17 protein-coding genes are annotated in these 18,955 nt (G+C 44.9%); all 17 read right to left on the reverse strand.

The annotated features are described in order from the left end of the window. The 17 genes from EV209_RS15580 to EV209_RS15660 all read right to left on the reverse strand — a co-directional run bounded on the left by EV209_RS15580 (position 1) and on the right by EV209_RS15660 (position 18,758). The gene (locus EV209_RS15580; protein ID WP_006780986.1) at positions 1-915 is read right to left on the reverse strand and encodes a phage distal tail protein; all 915 of its coding nucleotides are present in this window, start codon (positions 913-915) and stop codon (positions 1-3) included. After that, positions 912-7,424, reverse strand: coding sequence for a tape measure protein (locus EV209_RS15585; RefSeq protein ID WP_130436394.1), 6,513 nt, complete (start codon positions 7,422-7,424; stop codon positions 912-914). Before EV209_RS15585 ends, EV209_RS15580 begins: the two co-directional genes overlap by 4 nt. After that, the gene (locus tag EV209_RS15590; protein WP_006780988.1) at positions 7,421-7,798 is read right to left on the reverse strand and encodes an HK97 gp10 family phage protein; all 378 of its coding nucleotides are present in this window, start codon (positions 7,796-7,798) and stop codon (positions 7,421-7,423) included. The genes EV209_RS15585 and EV209_RS15590 overlap by 4 nt, the downstream gene beginning before the upstream one ends. Before the next feature lie 12 nt (positions 7,799-7,810). Further along, a complete protein-coding gene (locus tag EV209_RS15595; protein ID WP_130436395.1) occupies positions 7,811-8,815 on the reverse strand; it encodes an N-acetylmuramoyl-L-alanine amidase in 1,005 nt (334 codons plus the stop codon). Positions 8,816-8,820: 5 nt separating this feature from the next. Continuing rightward, on the reverse strand, positions 8,821-9,363 hold the full coding sequence (locus EV209_RS15600) for a hypothetical protein (protein WP_006780990.1): 543 nt from the start codon (positions 9,361-9,363) through the stop codon (positions 8,821-8,823). A 14-nt stretch (positions 9,364-9,377) separates the two neighbouring features. After that, complete coding sequence (locus tag EV209_RS15605) at positions 9,378-9,779, reverse strand: hypothetical protein (RefSeq protein ID WP_130436396.1); 402 nt, start codon at positions 9,777-9,779, stop codon at positions 9,378-9,380. Positions 9,780-9,840: 61 nt separating this feature from the next. Next, entirely contained in the window at positions 9,841-10,227 is a 387-nt protein-coding gene (locus EV209_RS16520; RefSeq protein ID WP_207220621.1) for a hypothetical protein, read from the reverse strand. Beyond that, positions 10,227-10,928 (reverse strand): hypothetical protein, encoded by a 702-nt coding sequence (locus EV209_RS15615; RefSeq protein WP_130436397.1) that lies wholly within the window; start codon positions 10,926-10,928, stop codon positions 10,227-10,229. Before EV209_RS15615 ends, EV209_RS16520 begins: the two co-directional genes overlap by 1 nt. Before the next feature lie 18 nt (positions 10,929-10,946). Continuing rightward, on the reverse strand, positions 10,947-11,273 hold the full coding sequence (locus EV209_RS15620) for a hypothetical protein (RefSeq protein WP_130436398.1): 327 nt from the start codon (positions 11,271-11,273) through the stop codon (positions 10,947-10,949). Continuing rightward, on the reverse strand, positions 11,266-11,580 hold the full coding sequence (locus tag EV209_RS15625) for a DUF7253 family protein (protein ID WP_130436399.1): 315 nt from the start codon (positions 11,578-11,580) through the stop codon (positions 11,266-11,268). Before EV209_RS15625 ends, EV209_RS15620 begins: the two co-directional genes overlap by 8 nt. A gap of 15 nt (positions 11,581-11,595) precedes the next feature. Further along, positions 11,596-11,718 carry a hypothetical protein gene (locus tag EV209_RS16810; RefSeq protein WP_279387346.1) on the reverse strand — a complete coding sequence of 41 codons (123 nt, stop codon included), beginning with the start codon at positions 11,716-11,718 and terminating at the stop codon, positions 11,596-11,598. A 263-nt stretch (positions 11,719-11,981) separates the two neighbouring features. Further along, positions 11,982-13,847 (reverse strand): HK97 family phage prohead protease, encoded by a 1,866-nt coding sequence (locus tag EV209_RS15635; protein ID WP_130436401.1) that lies wholly within the window; start codon positions 13,845-13,847, stop codon positions 11,982-11,984. 43 nt (positions 13,848-13,890) lie between these two features. Further along, positions 13,891-14,721, reverse strand: a complete 831-nt coding sequence (locus EV209_RS15640; RefSeq protein ID WP_130436402.1) for a hypothetical protein — start codon at positions 14,719-14,721, stop codon at positions 13,891-13,893. Then, entirely contained in the window at positions 14,721-16,061 is a 1,341-nt protein-coding gene (locus EV209_RS15645) for a phage portal protein (protein ID WP_130436403.1), read from the reverse strand. The genes EV209_RS15640 and EV209_RS15645 overlap by 1 nt, the downstream gene beginning before the upstream one ends. Before the next feature lie 17 nt (positions 16,062-16,078). Beyond that, entirely contained in the window at positions 16,079-17,824 is a 1,746-nt protein-coding gene (locus EV209_RS15650; protein WP_130436404.1) for a terminase TerL endonuclease subunit, read from the reverse strand. Between the two features lie 11 nt (positions 17,825-17,835). After that, on the reverse strand, positions 17,836-18,168 hold the full coding sequence (locus EV209_RS15655; protein WP_007868739.1) for a DUF7211 domain-containing protein: 333 nt from the start codon (positions 18,166-18,168) through the stop codon (positions 17,836-17,838). Beyond that, complete coding sequence (locus tag EV209_RS15660) at positions 18,165-18,758, reverse strand: phage head-tail connector protein (RefSeq protein ID WP_243647615.1); 594 nt, start codon at positions 18,756-18,758, stop codon at positions 18,165-18,167. The genes EV209_RS15655 and EV209_RS15660 overlap by 4 nt, the downstream gene beginning before the upstream one ends. Positions 18,759-18,955 lie beyond the last annotated feature (197 nt).

Raw genomic sequence — 18,955 nt, forward strand, 5'->3', positions numbered from 1 at the left:
CTATACCCCCTCAAACGCTGTTCTGTTTTCAATCTTAAACTGCACATTGGTCGTTCCTTCTTCCACCACATAAGCGAAAATATTATCGCCTTTGGATAGCTGAAACCAGTCAGAATCTTTATCAAGGCAGTTTAAAATATTGGTGTAGATACCGTTTCGAAGAAGCGTAATTGATTTATCCCCTTTAATGGTGGAGATAATGATTTCATCGCCGGCAACCATTCCAGAACCGGTTAGCTGCTCCAATTTATCTGTATCAATACGCATTACCTCTCTCGTCCCGGTATTGTAAATCGTGATATTTCTCACATTTCCGATGGCATGAATGGTAATCACAACCCCGATCTCGGCATCACCGGAGTAATATACCGTCTGCTCGGTTTCATTCTTAATCTCGCCAAATTCAATCAAGGACTCGGTTAAAGATTCATTCGAAAAAGCGAACTCAAACAGAGGTTCCACTCCATAGAAGATAGTGGTATTAGTTCCATCCGGACCAGCAGAATAAAAATAAGGATCAGGACACACGATGGAAATCTGCGTCGTCTCATCGCTGCTGAAAATATCTGGTTCATTTGATTCCACATAACCATAAGTCTCACAAATACGATTATCTGTCTCTATGAGAAGCGTTACTTTCTTCTTTATTGGAAAGTATTTGTAGGAGTCATGTCTTGTGTCTTCAATCTGAGGATTAAACATCAGTTTCAGAGACATAACAATATTTCTGGAATTTACTCTTGCCGAGTTATACAGCGATCCGTCATTCGTAGAGATTTCTGTCGTGTTAATATCTGCTTTGCTCGGTCCCAATCCGCTGATAGATTGAACGGCGAACCCGGATTCCTCCGGGAACGCTAATTCAAATCTTTTTGATTCGCCCAAATAATTAGTTACAGTTACTGCTCTAATCATGTGTTACCCACCAGCCCTTTCATCGCCGAAAATTGATTCTTTGTCTGCCGATAAATATCAATTCTCGACAGAGCCTTAGGCGAATAATTGTTTTGCGTGAATTGATAGGTATTTCCTGTAGGAGAACTTTCTCCATTTTGAACTTCTATCTCGGAAACTCGGTCATTCATCCCAGTGCTGACAGATAATGCCTGATTTCTGCTAAACAAAGCATTCAGCCTTCCAGTCCCTGCTTCCACAGCGGACAGGTCAAGAACCGGTCGAATGGTAGGCTGAACATCCATATCTGCGTCCACATAATCTGCAATTCTGGAAATGATGTCGTTCAGCCCGTCAATAGAAGATCTGGCAATTTCCCGTCCAGCCTTTCCAGCCTTGGAGACATTATCGATCAACGCATTTATGAAGCCGACTCCTGCAAAGTTACCAATTCCATAAAAGCGTTTGGAAGGAGAATGCTCGTCCAGTTCGTCTTCCGCTGCTTCAGCCGCTGCGGCTGCCATAGCTCTTGCTTTTGCTTCCGCTTTCCAAGTATTTTCGCTGATACCATCACAGAAACCATCGACCAAGTATGAACCGGCAGATTTGAACTGACTATAATAGTCTTTGATGGCGGTTACAGAGCCACTCAGTGTAGTTGTAAAAGCTGTTCGGAGTTCACCGTCTTTGCTTTTCATACCGGCGATAAATTTAACCATGCACTCTCTACCAGTCGAGGTAAACTCCGCATATTTATTTTTAATCACCGTAAGACAAGCGCTGATAATGTTTGTAAACGCCAGCCTCGCACTACTGTCCTGCGATCTGACACCGGCAATAAGCTTCACCATCGTCTGGGTTCCGGTTGACGTAAATTCCCCGTACTTATTTCGTATTACCGTCAAACAACCGCTAACGATATTGGTAAAAGTTGTTCTGGAAGAGCTGTCCTGAGACCGTACACCGGCGATAAATTTAACCATAAGTGTAGAGCCACTGGTTTGGAACTCTCCCTGTTTTCCATTGATTGCCGTCAGCACAGCCTGAACCAGCGTAGTGAATGTCGTTGTCAGTTCGGATTTCTTCGCATTTGCACCATTGATGAAGGACGACAACATACTTGAAGCCGCGGCTGTTACTTTCGATTCTGCATTATTGAACGCATTGATAAATCCAGTTACGCCAGTTTCACCGAGCGTTGTTAGTGCGGAACTGAAAGAAGTCATACCGCTCGTATCCAGACCAACCATCCCATTTGCCATGCTTACAAGCCGATTTGTCTGGGTAATTACTCCGGATAGCAATGTCGTATCAATACCACTGATGCTGTTGTAATAATTGCTGAAATGAGCTCCGAATGAAGCCATGTCGCTGCCGAAGCTGGCAAGCGTCATATCATCGGAGAACCATCCGCCTTCTTTGGGAAGACTTTTCTGAAGCTCAACGATGGATGTCGCCGCATTGGTTGTAGTAGTAACGATATTCGCATCCACATCCTTCATATAGTCGGAGTATTGTGCGAAACTCTTACCAAAGGAAACCAAGCTCGTACCAAAGACTGCAATATCGTTGTCTCCGGTAAACCAGCTTACCAATCCACCCGTATTCGGTAACGTATTCGCCAGCTCAACCACCGCTTTGCCAGCCGTTGCGGAATTTGTAACAGCTTCCACATCAATGCCTGCAATTGCGTCAGAGTAGGATTTCATCGCTCTACCAAACGGCACCAGCTTTTCCCCGAACGTATCCATGTCGTTTTCTCCGGTAAAGAAGCCAACGACACCGCCACTATTCGGAACGGTATTTGCCAATTCGATTAAAGCCTTTCCCGCAGTAGCAGATTCCACGATTACATTCGCATCCAAACCTCTTACCGCCTGAGAGAACAGCATCATCGCCTCGCCAAACGGTACAAGCTGTTCGCCAAACGCATCCATGTCATTTTCGCCAGCAAAGAAACCGACCACGCCTCCAGAATTCGGAATTGTGGTTGCCATTTCAGCCATAGCCTTTCCTGCGGTGGCAGCATTCGTTACAGTATCCGCATCCAGTCCTCTTACGGCATTTGCAAATCCCATCATTGCTTCGCCAAATGGAATAAGCTGGGCTCCGAAAGCACTCATATCGTTCTCACCCGTAAAGAAGCCGATGACTCCTCCGGAATTCGGAAGGGTTGCCGCCATCTCTGCAAGTGTTCTTCCCGCCGTAGCCGCATTTGCCACCAATTCCCCGTCCATACCAGCAATGGCAATAGAGAAATCTCGCATCGCTTCGCCGAATGGAACGAGTTGAGTAGCAAAGTCGCTCAGAGAAGATCCTCCTGTAATCCAGGAAGTCAATCCGTTCAAAATATCAGCAGCGGTCAGAATAAGAATTGTTTCTGCCAATGCTTTTACGCCGTCCAGCATAGAAGGATTAAGCTGTGTAGCTCCTTCGATAAATGGCTGCACATTCGTCATAAACGCAGAAAGATCTGAACCAATTTGAGGGAATTGACTTGAAACTCCAGACATGAAACCACCGACAATTCCACCAACAAATTGACCGATAGCCGTACCAATTCCCTGAAGAAGATTTCCGCCCTCACCGATAAGCCATTCCAATCCCGGAATCTGAGCCAAGGCACCGACAGCCGCCAGAACCAATGCCAACTCTGCAATGACTGCTCCCATCCCGAGAACGCCAAGCATGGCTCCTGGTACCAACGATGCCACTGCACTAAGAGCAAGCATGATTGCTGAAAGCAAACCAATTCCAGCGATTCCTTTGATGAGTACATTCACATCAAGACCACTCAAGGCGTCGATTACCCCGTCAAAGAAAGCCATCAGTAACTCTACGCCAGCTTTAATCAATTCCGGTAGTTTCGTTGTGATAGCCTGAATAATCCCAATCAGAATATCGAATAACTGCTCCACGATGGTCGGTGTGTGTTCGACCAGAGCCGAAAGGACACTGTCGATCAGGACAAATAGCCCGTCCACAACTGCTGGTACAGCCGTAACCAAAGCATCGACTGCGGCAAGAACCAATACTGTAAATGCCTCGGCAATAGCTGGCCCGCCATTTGCGATTACTCCAGCAAGAGAAAGGATTCCTTCCCCGATAGATTCGAACAGCAACGGAATCAAACTGAGAATACTGGATACTGCCACTACTAGAGATGCTGCTCCCGCCGCTCCAGATACTGCCAAAGCAGAAAGTCCAGTGGAAAATGCGAGAATGCCAGCACCTGCGGCCAGACATCCTACTCCCAACACAGCAATGGCGGCCGAAAGTCCTAAAATAGCTGGGGTCAATGGCCCTAATGCCACTCCTGCGACACCGAGAACCGTGATAGAACCTGCCAGTGCCACCAACCCTTTGGCGATGCTCTCCCAAGACATATTCCCCAATGACTTGAGAACCGGGGTAAATATCGCCAATGCAGCGGACACGGTAAGAACCGCTGCCGCACCCGGAAGTGCAGTTTTCATTGCGTTGAGTGCCACAACAAGAATGGTCATGGAACCTGCAAGGGTTACCAGTCCTCTGGCGATTTCATCCCAGGACATTCCGCCCATATTTCGGACTGCTTCGCCGATAATGAGTAATGCTGCACCGACCTCTACCATTCCAGTCGCTTTCGACACCATTCCTTTTGGAAGTAGATTCATCGCAACTGTCACGGCCGCCAGAGAACCGGCCGTCGTGGTAAGACCTCGTCCAATCTCTCCCCAAGTCAGGTTCCCCATCTTTTTCACTGCTTCTCCAAACACGAGCATGGCTGCTCCAAGAATCGTCATCGCTGTAGCGGTGGAAACTACATGCTTCGCGTTAGCCGTAACTTTGGTGAATACCGCCAGTTCGGTAAGAACCACGGCAACCGCAGATAGTCCTTGAATCAGGTTTGAAGTGTCCAGATCTCCAAATGCCTTAACCGCATCCGCCAGAATATTGATGGACGCTGCAAGAAGAACCAATCCGGTTCCTTTCAGAACACCCATTCCATCCAAATCTGTAGCCTTCAGGAACAACGCCAGTTCTGTGCAAAGAACGCCGACTCCGATTAGACCTTTAGCCAAAGAGCCCACATCCAAAGCTCCTAAATCTTCAACTGCTCCTACAAGAACTCGAATCGCTGCCGCAAATACTACCAAACCGGCTGAACCTTTTATCAGCCCCTTCGATGTTTTGGAAAGCGCTGTTGCAGACGCTACCAGAATAGCAGATAACCCAGCAACACCGACCAATCCTTTCAGAAGCTCGTCCCAATCCAAACCAGATAGTTTCTGAACTGCGCCTGCAAGAATAAGAACGGCAGTAGACATCCCAATCATCGCAATGGTCAACTGTCCCATTCCTTTGATTGCTGCTCCGTTCATTATCTTTTCAAAGATGGCCATTGAACCAAGCAGTTCAACAAACAGAACACTCAAAGCCCCCAAGGACGCATTTAGCTTCTCGGAATCAACCAGAGACAATGCCACAATCGCTGCGGTCAGGATTGCCATAGCGCCGGCAATTTTCAGAAGAGTCCCGGCCTTTAGACTCGACTGCCATGCTTCGAGGCTCCCCTTAACTCCATCCAAAATATCTTTGAACGAACCAAGAATTCCGCCGCCATTTTCTGTGATCTCCGATAAAGAGTCAATGAATTTTTTCACTCCAATCAGAATTGCAGAAAACAATCCCGTATTGATTAAGTCCAAAATCGGATCGAAACTCGCTGTATCAAATGCTGTAAGAATTGCTTCTCCAAGGTTTCCAAACGCATTTGCGACAATGGAACCCAGCTTCGATAAAACAGGCGCTACCTTCTCGACAATCCCAATAATTCCTTCAAATGCCTTCTTTACCAACTCTCCTAATTTTACAAACGGTTCAAACCGAGTCTGTACCTTATCCGCAAAATTATCGAGACCACTGGTATCAACATTCGCAAACTCGCTGAACGCATCGGCAACTGTTTTTACAAAAGTCTTTATTCCATCCGCAATTGGTTTCAGGAAATTCCCGATTCCTTCGATAGCTTTGTTAAAGGCATCAGACGATTTAATAGCTTCATCAATACCAACAATGAAATCTCCAATGCTGGCTGTAAACCCAAGAATTCCATCTCCGGCCGGAGCCACATAACCAATCAAATCTGCAAATCCACCAACAAGCGCTTTGACACCTTGAAGTCCAATATCAAATAAAGCGAATACCCCTTTGAATGTTCTCTTCAGGTTATTCGCTGTTTCTTCGCCCATTTTGAATTTTTCTGTTAGTTCCTGTAATCCTACAGTGAGATTGTAAAGCTGTTCTCCAGTCATCGGCGGAAAGACTTCTCTAAACGCTTCTTTAACTGGCTTTATAATGCTTAAAACACCCTCGAAAGCATTCCTTACTGCTTCAATCAACGCAGTTCGTCCGCCAAGATCTTTCCAATCCTGCAACATCTTATTTCTCGCTTCGGCAGAAGCATTTACCATGTTGCCAAGGGCGTTGCTAACCTCAGTTAAAAGTTCTTTTGCCTCTTCGAAATCACCAATGATGATTTCCCAACTCTGAGTCCAACCAGACTGAACAGATTCTTTCAAGGTGTCCCATAACTGCGTGAATGTCTTTACCTTGGTAGCTGCATCCAATGCTGTCTGAGCCAGTTTTGTAATCTCTTTAGCTTGTTCTTCCGTATATCCCTGAGCGATAAGATCTGCTTCCGAGTAAGCTCCAGACAACTGTGTCAGAGTTTCGGTCAACACCTCTGTTGTCAGCCATCCACCTTCGGTCAGAGAAGCTCTGAATGAACCATACTGTTCAATCATCGCGTCCATGTTGGTTCCGAAATGTTCTGCGGTTCGAGTTAAGGCATCTTGAAATAGCTGACCGCCCATTCCAGCATTTACAACGGAATTCCAGTCTTGCAAACTAACCTTGCCCGCTGCAATCGCCTGCGAAAGCTGATACATGGCGGTACTGGCCTGATAAGCATTAGAACCCGAAGCTGCTGCTAAGTTGGCAATACCTTTGATTGACGTTACTGATTTATCCAAGTCAACACCGGCAGCCGTGAAAGTACCAATGTTACGGGTCATTTCCGTAAAATTGTAAATCGTCTGATCAGCGTATTTGTTCAACTCATCAAGAGCAGCATTTACCTGGTCAATGGTTGTCCCCTTGCTCTGTGTATTGGCAAGAATGGTCTGAACTGCATTGATCTGTGTTTCATACTCCTGAAATCCAGTCTTAATCGGATCGATTGTCAGTGCAGAAACAATATTTTTACCAGCATTTAACGCTGAATTTGTGATGTTCGCCAGAGCCGTAACTGCCATGACTTCCAACGCCGAAAATCGCATCTTTACTGTTTCGACCGCATTGGAAAGCGGAGTCATATTGCAATTTTTTGCTGCGGCATTAACGTCATCCAATCCTTTGGAGGCACCTTTTAAGTTTAAGCTTTTTTCGAGCTTTTCAATTGAAGATATACTGGTCTGAACATTCTGCTCAAACTGTTTGTTATCGAATCGCATTTCAACGACTCTTTCATCAATCGTCTTACTCATAGCTTAGTAACCTCCTTCCATGCGTTATTTGCAATTTCGTCAAAAATAGGCTGGATAGCAGGATTGATGTAATCTCGCCCCTGTACCCAGCCGCCGTTTCGAGTTCCGTGTCCATACTGCAAAATAACAGCGATTGGAACTCCATTTTGAACATTTGAATTATGAAATGAAATTGTAACCGAACCTTTCCGATTCTCAATTTCGTAATACCAGGAATTCGCCGTCTCCCCAGAATCCACTGGTGTTGCAGACGCAAGGGCGGCTACTCCCTCTTTACCAAACTTGTCCAGGTCTCCGATGTGAACCGCTTCTTTTGCTCTCTCCAGAAAGCGTGTCAACTTGGAGAAGTCACCCTTTTGTCTGAAACTTATCATCGTGTATCCTCTTTAAATTCGAGTTGCGTAATCCAGTGAGATCCATCCTGCTCCAGATTTCAACTTACCCCATCCAGCATCAGAACCAGCGCCAGTTTTAACCTCGACGATGGTGTAGACTCCTTTCGGACAGAAACCATTGGTTCCGTAATTCGTTCCGGGACCTTTACGGATATACAGATCGGAAATGTCCACTTGAACCAGAAAATTTCCAGAAGGCTTCTCTACTGATCCACCAGAATCAGAAGAAGCTGCGCCTTTATAGGTACAGTAAGCTTCATGAACGCTGATCCATCCTGCGCCGGATTTCAACCTGCCCCAGTAACCATTCTGAATTTCGGTAATCGTGTAAGTACCTCGGTCAGTAATCATTCCATTGGTTCCGTAATTCGTTCCGGGACCTTTGCGAATATTCAAATCACCGACATTGACTTTGTAAAGTCCAGTTTTGTAGGTTTTCTGGACGCTGTCAGTCGCACTTCCGCCAAGCTGAGCAGTCACCCGATTCGCAAGATTCCCCAACCTGGAATACAGCCAATCCCCAGGACAAGATTTGTTGGCAAACCACCGATGAACCGTAAGAATCATCTCGTTTGATTTGGGACTGTAGTTCAGAGATTTGTCTTTGTCGCCAAACCAAAGGAGTTTTGTCTTACCATTTCTCCGGCAGATGTCAACACACAGAGCAACCAGCTTTTCATATACCGCATCAGTCATGGCATACGGATGAGTCATATCACTGGCACATTCAATCGTCACAGCACGCTGATCATTCGCATTGCTGGAAGAACACCAGCTTCTGTTTGCTTCATCCACGCAAAGAACCACACGTCCGTCACTACCAATTCCATAGTTGCAAGAAGCCTGTACGTTACTACTGTCAAAACAGCCTCCAATAGATTCTGCTGAAAGCTGACCGACCACACAATGCGGAGTGATCCGGTCGATTGAATGCGTTCTGGCTCCGCTATGGTTTGGACTTTTTACCGTACAATTCACCAAACTGCTGTTACTCATAGTAATCACCCTTTCGTGTTCCACTTCTTTTTACGAGCCGCATTTAGTGCCGCATTCCGTTTCATAATTTCTCTGCGGCTATGTTTCTTCGGCGGCCTGCTCTTCACATCGCATACTCTTATCAAAGTGAACAGTTTATTGAGATGCCATTTCTGACATTCAAATGGAATGTTTAAAGCTATCATCCAGTAATAAACGAGTTCTGCCGTAATCTGCTCCCTGCTTCCCTGCGTTTTTTTCTCCTCGAAAAACCGGGTGGCAGTCATAGGAAGAGCAATATACCGATTGACCTCGTTGATATTACTGTTTGTCAGATAGTTATAAACTTCCGGGTTCACGTTCTGTGTAAGAGTCATACATTTTACATAATCGATGGTTTCTTCCAAAGTTTTTTCCTGCTTCGTCAGAAACGGCTTATTCCATCTCGATTCCCATTTTGAAAGAGAAACAAGAGAATGCTCCAATTGCAAGGTCTGAGCCTTTGTGTAAACAAACTCTTGCTTCACTTCATCCCAGAATTCTGTGGATGGTATTGTGATTCGGAGCATCTCTCACCTCTCCTTTAATTCTGAGTGTTTGCAGCGATTGCAGAAGTCGTGGCAGAATTGCCGATGTTCATCACTGCATTCACAAAGTCTGCTGCCGCCTTGTCATTCGTAACTAGTTCCTCAAAGAGAACCTCATAAGCAGGAGATTCCATAAAGGATCTGGAAATCTCCTCCGACTTCATAAAGCGACGGCCATCTTCACTCTTAACACCGTAAGCTTTCTTAATGAGGTCTTCAAAGAATTCCATAATCTGGCCGCCATCAGCACCGGCACCAATACTTTTGAGCTGTACATCATAGCCGCCCTTTACGCTTGTCTGCATCTTGACAATTTCCGGCTTTGACAGATGGAAATAGAAATCCTCTTTTCTTTCGACACCGTTCAGATCGATATAGGGAATAGCTTTCTTCAACATATTTTTTTCTCCTTTCAAATAAAAAGAAGCCCCGCACATTGAATACGAGGCTTCCTATACGTTATTCTGTTTCTAAGGTAAGCCCAGAAAGACCATAAGTCTTTGTGATGCTTTCCTCGTTATATGTGGTAGTCACCTTAATGCTCTGAGTATCCTTATTCTTGATAAGGAGTACGATGTTCATATCGTCATCGAGCGTAACCGGTCCTTTGGTGCCGCCAACAAGCTCAACAACCGTTTCTGCTTCAGCCGGCTCAGCTTCAATCTTAAGAGCCAGGTAATTTCCCGACTGTTCAGAAGTATTACTGCTGAAATTAACATAACCATCGACATACTTCAGAGTGCCTGTCACTTCATCATCAGCAACAACCACATCACTCTGCAATTCATTCACTGCTTTTCCAAATAAAACAGCCTCTCCGTCTTCAGGCTTAACAGAAAGGCTCATTAAGGGTTTTCCTTTGTCATGATCGCAATCACTTCGTCCGGGAGAGGAAGTCTGGGCTCGACACCGTCTTCTCCTTCCGGCCCAGTCGGATCTTTGCCATAAAGAATTTCCTCAAGAGTGGCCAAATTCTTGGCATCTACTCTTGTAGAATCAAAAGTGAGAATTGCGGTAGGACGAATTCGCTTTCCCTCAATCAGTTTCGTAATCTCTACTGGAGTTGTGCTGAACTCCCAGGAAAGTGCAATCGGTTCCGGACTGTCATTTTTGGTCTGATAGCCTTTCTCAGAAGGCGATGCCAAACAGCCATACACCAGATGAAGCTTGTAACCATAGTCATCAGAATCCACATCATTTCCCAGGATAGTACGATAAGAAAGGCCAAATACCTTTCTGCTCTGCTGCCCCGCAAACACACCAGGCGCAATCTCTACAGAACCATCGCATTCTGCGAATTCATCCGGATAGGTATACGCCTCGATCGTACCGCCAAAATCCTCTGCGGACATCAGATTCAAATACTTGATATTATCCGCATAGATCGGGGAAGGCTCTGCTCCGGAAGGGCTCTCCGTTACAGCACTCAGACCGTTCCATGCAACACCCTTGTTGTACTTTCCGCCGGTCTGAATCGGATAAAGAACACCATGATCGCAACCGGTTTCATATAACCGTTCTCCAACTTTATCCCAAACAAGTTTCATTGAATTATTCCTCCAATCTTAGAAAAACACATTAAAAATGTAGTGATTCAGGTTATCTTTTTTGAAATGCCGGTCAAACCGGCTCATCGGTAAATTCGTTACTTTCTGCACCAAGTCTGTATCCGGATCTTTATCAATAACGGTAACGGCATATCTTCGATTAGATAAATATACCCCATCGTTTGCATATGTCTTGTCTACATCATCAAGGCTATATACAATGGCGGGGTAATTCATCTTAATAGATTCCGGAGGCTGAAAATAACATCGGCACTGTTCGCCTTCTATCGGGCAAGATAAAATCTTGCACAGTAGATTGTGGAATGCGAGTCGTCGATCAGTCATTATATACACCTCCTACCGTCAGAATCAGACGCGGATACTGTACTTCAACACTGGAAATCTTCCACTTAGCTCCCATGAACTCGACATACCGCATTGCGTGAAAATTCTGATAGGCAAAAGGATCGGCCACGATGCTGATCTCATTGGAAATGTTGATATCGTCATTGAGTTTATCGGAAGTCTGATACCGACTGGTATTCCGAATCAAATCGCCGAAATACTCTCGCTCAGTAATTTCCCCGTCCCAAACACCCGGACGAACATCCTTTGATACTGCATAGCCGATTTTCCCAAAAAACTTTGCCATTTTGAATTTTCTCCTTTACTCTGTCTCCAAAGTCAATCCAGTAAGCCCATAAGTCTTCGTAGTGGAATTTTCTCCATCGTATACCGTCACCTTAATGCTCTGAGTATCCTTATTCTTGATAAGGAGTACAATGTTCATGTCATCATCAAGCGTGACCGGCCCTTTAGTACCGCCTACGAGTTCAACGGTCGCAACCGCATCTTCGAAATCAGCATCAACTTTCAAAGCAAGATAGTTTCCTTCCTGCTCAGAAGTATTACTGCTAAATCCCGTGTATCCAGTAACATGCTTCAATGTACCGGTAATCTCAGACTCTCCGATAACAATATTCTCCTGTAACGAATTTACGGTTTTCCCGAACAGATTGGCTTCTCCATCTTCGGGACTAACGGAGAAGCTGATTAAGGGTTTACCGTTACGTCCTCTTCAATCGCAATGGCAGAGTACACTCTGGTCAGAGCGCCGGAGCATCTGGTTTCCAGAAGGGACTTCTCCTGGTTAAAGTCGATATCGAACTGCGTGAAGTGGGTAACTTCGCCGCCTTTCGCAGCACCCAGAGAGTAGTCATTCAGGTTCGTGATGATGGCAAGCAGCTTCTTGGTCTTGCTGTCGTCCGTCTTACGAGTCTTGCCTTCGAACTGCTCAGCCGTATGGATTTCCCCGACATTCAGAGCAGAAGCCAGCTCTGATTTAGAGCTATAAATGCGGCGGCCGTTCATATCACGAGCCAGGAGCATTACATTGAGCATGTGAGGAGTGATGTACATATCGGGAGTGCCAGTACCCTTATAATCCTCTCTTGCATACAAAACCGCATTGATCATTGATTCAGCGTAAATATAGTTCTCGCCAAAGTTCACACCGGTATTAGTACCCTGAAGTTCCTTTTTTGCGGCGGCAACATCCAAATCTACATGAATGGTATACAGGTCATCATCGGTCCAGATAGGTCTGATCTTATCCGGATCGATCTTACCCTCATCACCATCATCACGACCGTCCCCCAGCATCATTGCAATAGCTAGCTCTTCATTGAGCATCAGGCGGTCGATGTCATACAGATACTTTACATAATCGAAATCCGTGATATCGACAATGTCATCGCGATGCAGAGCATTCTTCACATAAACGGTCTGCGGATCGGTGGTTCTGCGTACCAGCTTGAAATTTCCGGCCTGCTTCTTCTCTTTTCCTTTCTTGTAGCCCCTGGCGCGAAGTGTATCAATACCGCGAATATCGGTCTGGCTGGTTCTGATTCTGGAAATCGGGCTCTTATGTACCTTCTTCATCACATTGGTAATCCAGCCCTGGTCATTGGTAATGAGTTCGGGAGCCCCCGGACGCACTTCCTGATATTCCGGGAACAGACTCGTCACGTTTCCATCGCCGGTCTGAACAAATCCTCCGCTGACAGCATCATGCTGAAGACCGTTCTGCTCCGCATAAAGCTGAAGCGCTGTCTGGAAAGTACCAACCTGGCTGGTCTTCGCCATCTTGATGATATCTTCCTGCGCGGAATGCGTCAGAAAGCCACCGGTTTCGTTTTTCTTATCGTTGTCAAACACATTATGCTTCATCTCGACATTTCCTCCTTTAGAATCGTCATCATTTTTATCTTCAGGCTTATCGGTTTCCCCAATAGCCTGTCCGATCATTGCATAAACCACATTTTTCTGCTTTTCATTGAGGGTATTAAATACCTGCTCAATTGTCTCGTCATCTTCCTCAGTTTTTTCTTCAGAAGTCTTATCTTCCTTAGATTCGGATTTCTCCTCCGTCTCCTTTTCCTCGGACTTGTCATCCTCCTCGGCGGAATGATAAATCATAATGTTCTCGTCATATCCAATAATGGTACGGTCTTCTGAAGTCTCACCGTGAGCCATGACAGAATCAATGAAAGCTCCCGGATTAGCTCCAGCCAGAACAAGACTCAGCTCATAGATAACCCCATGCACCACATTCGCTCCGGCCTGTTTAAGCTGACCAGCGCAAATAGAAAGTGAACGAACATCTCCATGCTTAACCAACTTTTTCGCTGCCTGTCCGGATTCACTGTCATTGAAACTACAGTAGGCATAGACGCCCTCATCACGATTTTCCAGTACCCCATGACCGAGTACACAATTGGGATCAGAATGATTATGTCCCCAAATTAGGGGAACAGTTTGTCCATTCTGGTTCTTAAACGCATCCCTTTTGATGGTACGACCATCGGTGCAAAGAAGTTCGTTTCTAGTGGCCCAACCACTAAAATCGTATTTCTCCATTTTGAAAATCACTCCTTCTATCAGTATTGTGCGAAAGCCATTGCTACTTCCTCCGTTTCCTCTTCTTTACCGCTTTATATTCGGAAGCTATCTTGTCAAACTCTTGCTGATAAAGATCTTCATAAGTGGCATCAAGATTTTCTTTTGCCGCTTTATAAGCTTCCCTTGCGGCGGTAACGGCAGCCTTTAACTCTGTACTAACTTTTTCTCTTTCCGATTTAGCATTCGCAGAATTATCAGCCCTTTCTTCTTTGGTGTCCTCGGTAATTCGCTTCTTCTTAAGACTTGCGGAAGTTCTCACCTCTTCCTTTTCAGCTTTCGCCTGCTCACTCACCTTAGATTTATCCTCGCTGGCATCATCACGAAGCTTTGCGATTTTCTCATTTCGCTCCGCTACTCGCTTTGCCCTTTCCTCTTTGGATAACCCGGATGGAATTTCTATTGCCATTAAGCGTTCGATCTCAGTATTCTTCTTTTCATCGATACGCTCTTTCTGGTCTTCTGCTTCTTCTCCAATATCCTCCAAATCAGATTTTTTACGGGAGTCAACCCCACTCCTTCTCGATGAAGATTCCTCGGTAAGCTGAGTATTCAGTTCCTTTAATTTAGCCGAGATCTGCTCTCGGGTCGCCTTGGCCTTTGCTCTCAGCTCAGCAATTTTTTGTTTCCGTTTTTCCTGTTCTTCTTTTACCTTTTCCTTCTTCTCACCAGAAATCTCATTTTTTGTATAAGCCCAGACTTTCTTTCCCTCATCGTTAAGCTTCGTTGTGGAACGACGCCCTTTGAGTTCTCTGGTTCTCATATAATATTCATGAGCTTTCACCGGGTCGTAATAAGGAGATGCATAGTGTTGAAGAGGCTCGTTAATATCCATTAGGTCTCCTCCTCATCATCCGAAACATAGCTTCCTATAATTTCATCAATCTCCTTTTCAAGACCGTCAAGCAGCTCGTTTACGATACTGTCATAATCGGCTCCGGCATCACTTTCATTGGATTCGACATCAGAACTACCGTTTGAAGGATCAGATTTGGCCTCACTGATATTGCTGTTCTTCAGCGCATCAGCTTTTGGATCATCAGACGGTTTCATACCAATAATCTGGCGAATTTCGTTTGATGTCATAATCTCATTTCTTGTGAATTTGTCAGCAATTTCTGACAGATCAGCTACTGGTACAAGTTTGAAGGGGTCACGGAAGAACAGAATCGATTGCTTTTGAGACCTGGCTGTTTTAGTAAGGAACTTACGTTTCATTTCGTCAACGATTGCTGAAATGATCGGCTCAATAGTACGGTTGTAGTAATTCAGCATGGTCTTCTCGTCTGCGGAACCATCCAATATGCTCTGAGTGATACCTAACTGGCTGTATAGCATACTCGTTAGATATTCAATCTGCTTCATCAGATTATTTTCCACAGAACGATTCAACTGTGTGATTCGCTCCGTACCATCGGTATACGCAATACCATATTTAGAACCGGCCAACTGACGCTCAATCTCGACACGCCTCTTCTCAGCCTGTTGACGCCTTGCTTCTGTTTTTATCACATAGGGAAGCTGGATAATTAAATCGAGTTTTCCTGAACTGCTCTGCTCATCAACAACGTCCAATAAATTCAGTTTTCTTATCAAACGCTGCATCGTTGAGTTTGGCTCATTCATCACCGCATAAAGCGGATTTTCAATAATGGCGACCGTATCTTTTGGAACTACAATGTCTTCCTTTAATCCAGTCCGCTCATTATAAACTCTTGCTTTGATATGATTCGGAAACCATTCCAGAATCTTCCCGGTTCGCATTGACTCGATTTTATATGAGCCTGTAGTGTCAGGGTCATCATCCGTATCCACCGGGATAATCGCCACACATCCCTCATCGAGCATTGACAAAACAACATCCTGAAGGAAAGCCCGCCCAGTCTGGTCAATGTTGGCTGATAAATTCAGACAATCATTTAGCCCCGAAGAAATTTTTTCAAGAAATCTTTCGGAGTCGTCCAGACGGACATGTTGAATGTTAATTGAAGCGCAATCCAATGCGATTCGATTATATACAGAGGTAACGATAGATCTTTCATTTCCTCTTGTGAGTCTTGGACGGTCGGGCCTGTACGAATATCCAACCCCTATGTCCCGATAGAAACCTGTTGGGTCTCTATTTAAAAAAGCGTTCCAGGCATGTTTAATCCTGGAACCGATTGAAACTTCCATTTTGAAATCGTCACCTCCTATTCAAAAGCATCTCTGTTCAGCTTGAAAGCAACAAACGCATCCATCATAGCTGCCACAGCATCAATCTTTGCGTCATATCGCTTTTTCAGCAATTTACGATTTCCATTCGTATCTTCCATAACGATACAGTTCCCCATTGCAAAGGTCATAAGTTCTTCATCAAACAAAAGCATCCGCTCCTCAGAAAGTTTCTTTAACTCTCCTAAAGGAACGGATTCCGTCTTAGCACCCTGTATTACCTTTTCGATTCCAAACGGACCATTTTCAGAAGACCATCTCTCAATGAACTCCTTTGCGTTGTATGGGTCATACCCCAAGCAACGAACGTCATAGCCAAATTCTGTGATATGGTTATCCAAATCTTCATAGACTTCCATCATATCCAAAACGGTTCCCTCTAGGACAATCAGGCTTCCTTCATCCATGAATTGGTCGTATTTGATTCTCATTGCTGCCGGAAGTTTCATCAGAGTCGATGAAGAAATGTAGTTCCTGGTTTTAACTCCAAAGGAACCATTCGATAACGGGAAAAGGAACGTAAAAGCACAGAAATCATCCCCCTGCGACAAATCAATTCCCAAAGAGCAGGGCATCTGCCAATAGCTTCTCTTCTTATGAGGAAGAGTTTCTTCATATGTGAAGTAATAGGTGTAGCCCTCCATCGGCAATCCAAATCTCTTAGCCAAGATATCGTTTCTGGCCGCCGGAGACTTCTCCGCTCTTTCCACATCGAGTTGATAGGTCTCATAGCTTACCGTTTTACCAATATTGGGATTTGCCTTCAGCCACATATCTGGATTGCCCACTTCATCGATAGAATCGAGTTTGTACCACCAGATGGAAACATGAGGATTGATATATTCTCCTTTGAGAATGTCCATCAACTCCATTTTGATTGTGTCGCCTGCTCCATTTCTCACTGTTCCCTCAGAACTCGTGGCGACAATGATGTAATCATCCAATTTAGACGCCCCCTGCTCCAAAGCGCCAACCACATCTTCTCTAGTATCACCGGACAGCCACTCATCCACTGTAGAAATCTTAGGTCGTAATCCCTGAAGCTTTGCGATGGACATTGGCCGCACTTCCAAAAGCGAACCTGTGAGAAAATTCTCAATACCCTTTTTGGTGGAGGCCAATTTCATTCTCTTTGCTTTAGAACCAGTCGTATTCTGCAAAGAGCCCTCTGTCAGAAACCGGAACAATGGACCTCTCGACCTTGTAATCGCAGTGCGAAAAGGTGACATCACCTCATCAGCCTGTTTCATGGTAGGGGCTGTCGTGACTTGATGAGTCGTGGATGTGTCGATATTCAATCCATAGGAATGAACACAGGTGTCATACAAAGATTTAGCAGCTCCTCGCCCAACGATAAGATATTGTTTCTTCGTCAGACGCTGCTTGATTCTTTTATTCACATATCGGCCACCATGTCCGTCAGAACTTGGCTCCCACACACTTCGTTCGACGAAGTAGTACCATCCATAAAGCTGCTCGCCCCACAATTTAAACGAGTCCAGCAAATTCAAATCAGAACCGTCCGTCAATGTTAGTTCTGATTCGCAATAGGCAATCCATCCTTCGACGGCCTGGTCATCATAGTAAATACCAGGATTGGCTATTAGGTCGTCAATTCGGTTCATCTCCATAGAGACTTCTTTACAAACCGGTATCTCTCCCCTGATTACGGCATCCCGAAACATGCCGTAGTATTTGGGAACGGCAGTGTTTGATAATGCCATAATTGAATCACCTACTTGCTTGTTGCTTTCTTGATGACCGCGTCAATTCCCTTCGTCATGTACTTCGATACATAATTGGTGGCGGTCTGCTTTGCGGCATTGGTCAGCACATCCTGTACAAACTTTCTACCGACAGAAATTTCTGAACTGGTAAGCTGTTTATACTGCTTTTCCATTTGAAGACGGTTGATCTTTGAGCGGAGTTCCGAATCAGACATCTTCTTCACCTCATCATCGGAACTCGTCTTCTTTCCACTTGCTCTTGCAAGTTGTTCGGGAGTTCTTCGGACGCCCCATTTCATCCCAAGAATCCCGTGATGCTGTAGTAATGCTTCATTACTCATTTTGAATCTCCCTCCTTTGCGATATATGATGTCACTCCGTTTGCTGCGTTCCCAGTCTCGTAATACGGAACTTCTGTTACCACAATATTTCGATCCAGAACTTTATTCTCAGTATCCAGCATTTGAGATTGGAATGCTTTCGGCGTTACCCTATACTCGCCATCGTAGGACTCGTATTCTTCAGACTTTTCCTCGTCAGTTTCGGCTGCAACATTCAGTCTCCACTCCGCCTCAGCAATCATCTTTTCCATGGATGCTATTACGGCAGAACTCAAAGGCGGATCGAACAGGAGCTTTACCTTCATCTGCATATACGACTTTACCAATTGCAACTTTGTCTCGTCAGAAATGAATTCTTTCCATGTAGCACTTTTATCCTGAACAGAGAATCCAGATGGTGGACCAACACCAAGTTGCGTCAAGATCATAAATATTGAATTGATATGTATGATAAGATCTGAATCAAAGTGCTCATACTCTTCTGTAATACCCAGCATCTTTTTAATTGATGTCAGTATGCTTTCCATAATCGCTATAACCTCCTCTCCATCAATGTTTCCAGGGACATGTATCGTTTCTGCTTCGAACAATAGGTTCTGTGACAAGAAGACTTTCATCTCCATAGTGAATGGCATTATGTGTTGTAAGAATTGTTGAGATGAGAAATTCTGGATTTAAAAGAAAATCGCTTCTCTTTAAAATATCCTCCACGGAAATCGGATTCATATGGTGAATCAATATCTTCCCACATATCTCACGACCTTCTATTCCGAGGTCACATCCGTTA

The sequence above is a fragment of the Cuneatibacter caecimuris genome, assembly GCF_004216775.1.
Taxonomy (GTDB): domain Bacteria; phylum Bacillota; class Clostridia; order Lachnospirales; family Lachnospiraceae; genus Cuneatibacter; species Cuneatibacter caecimuris.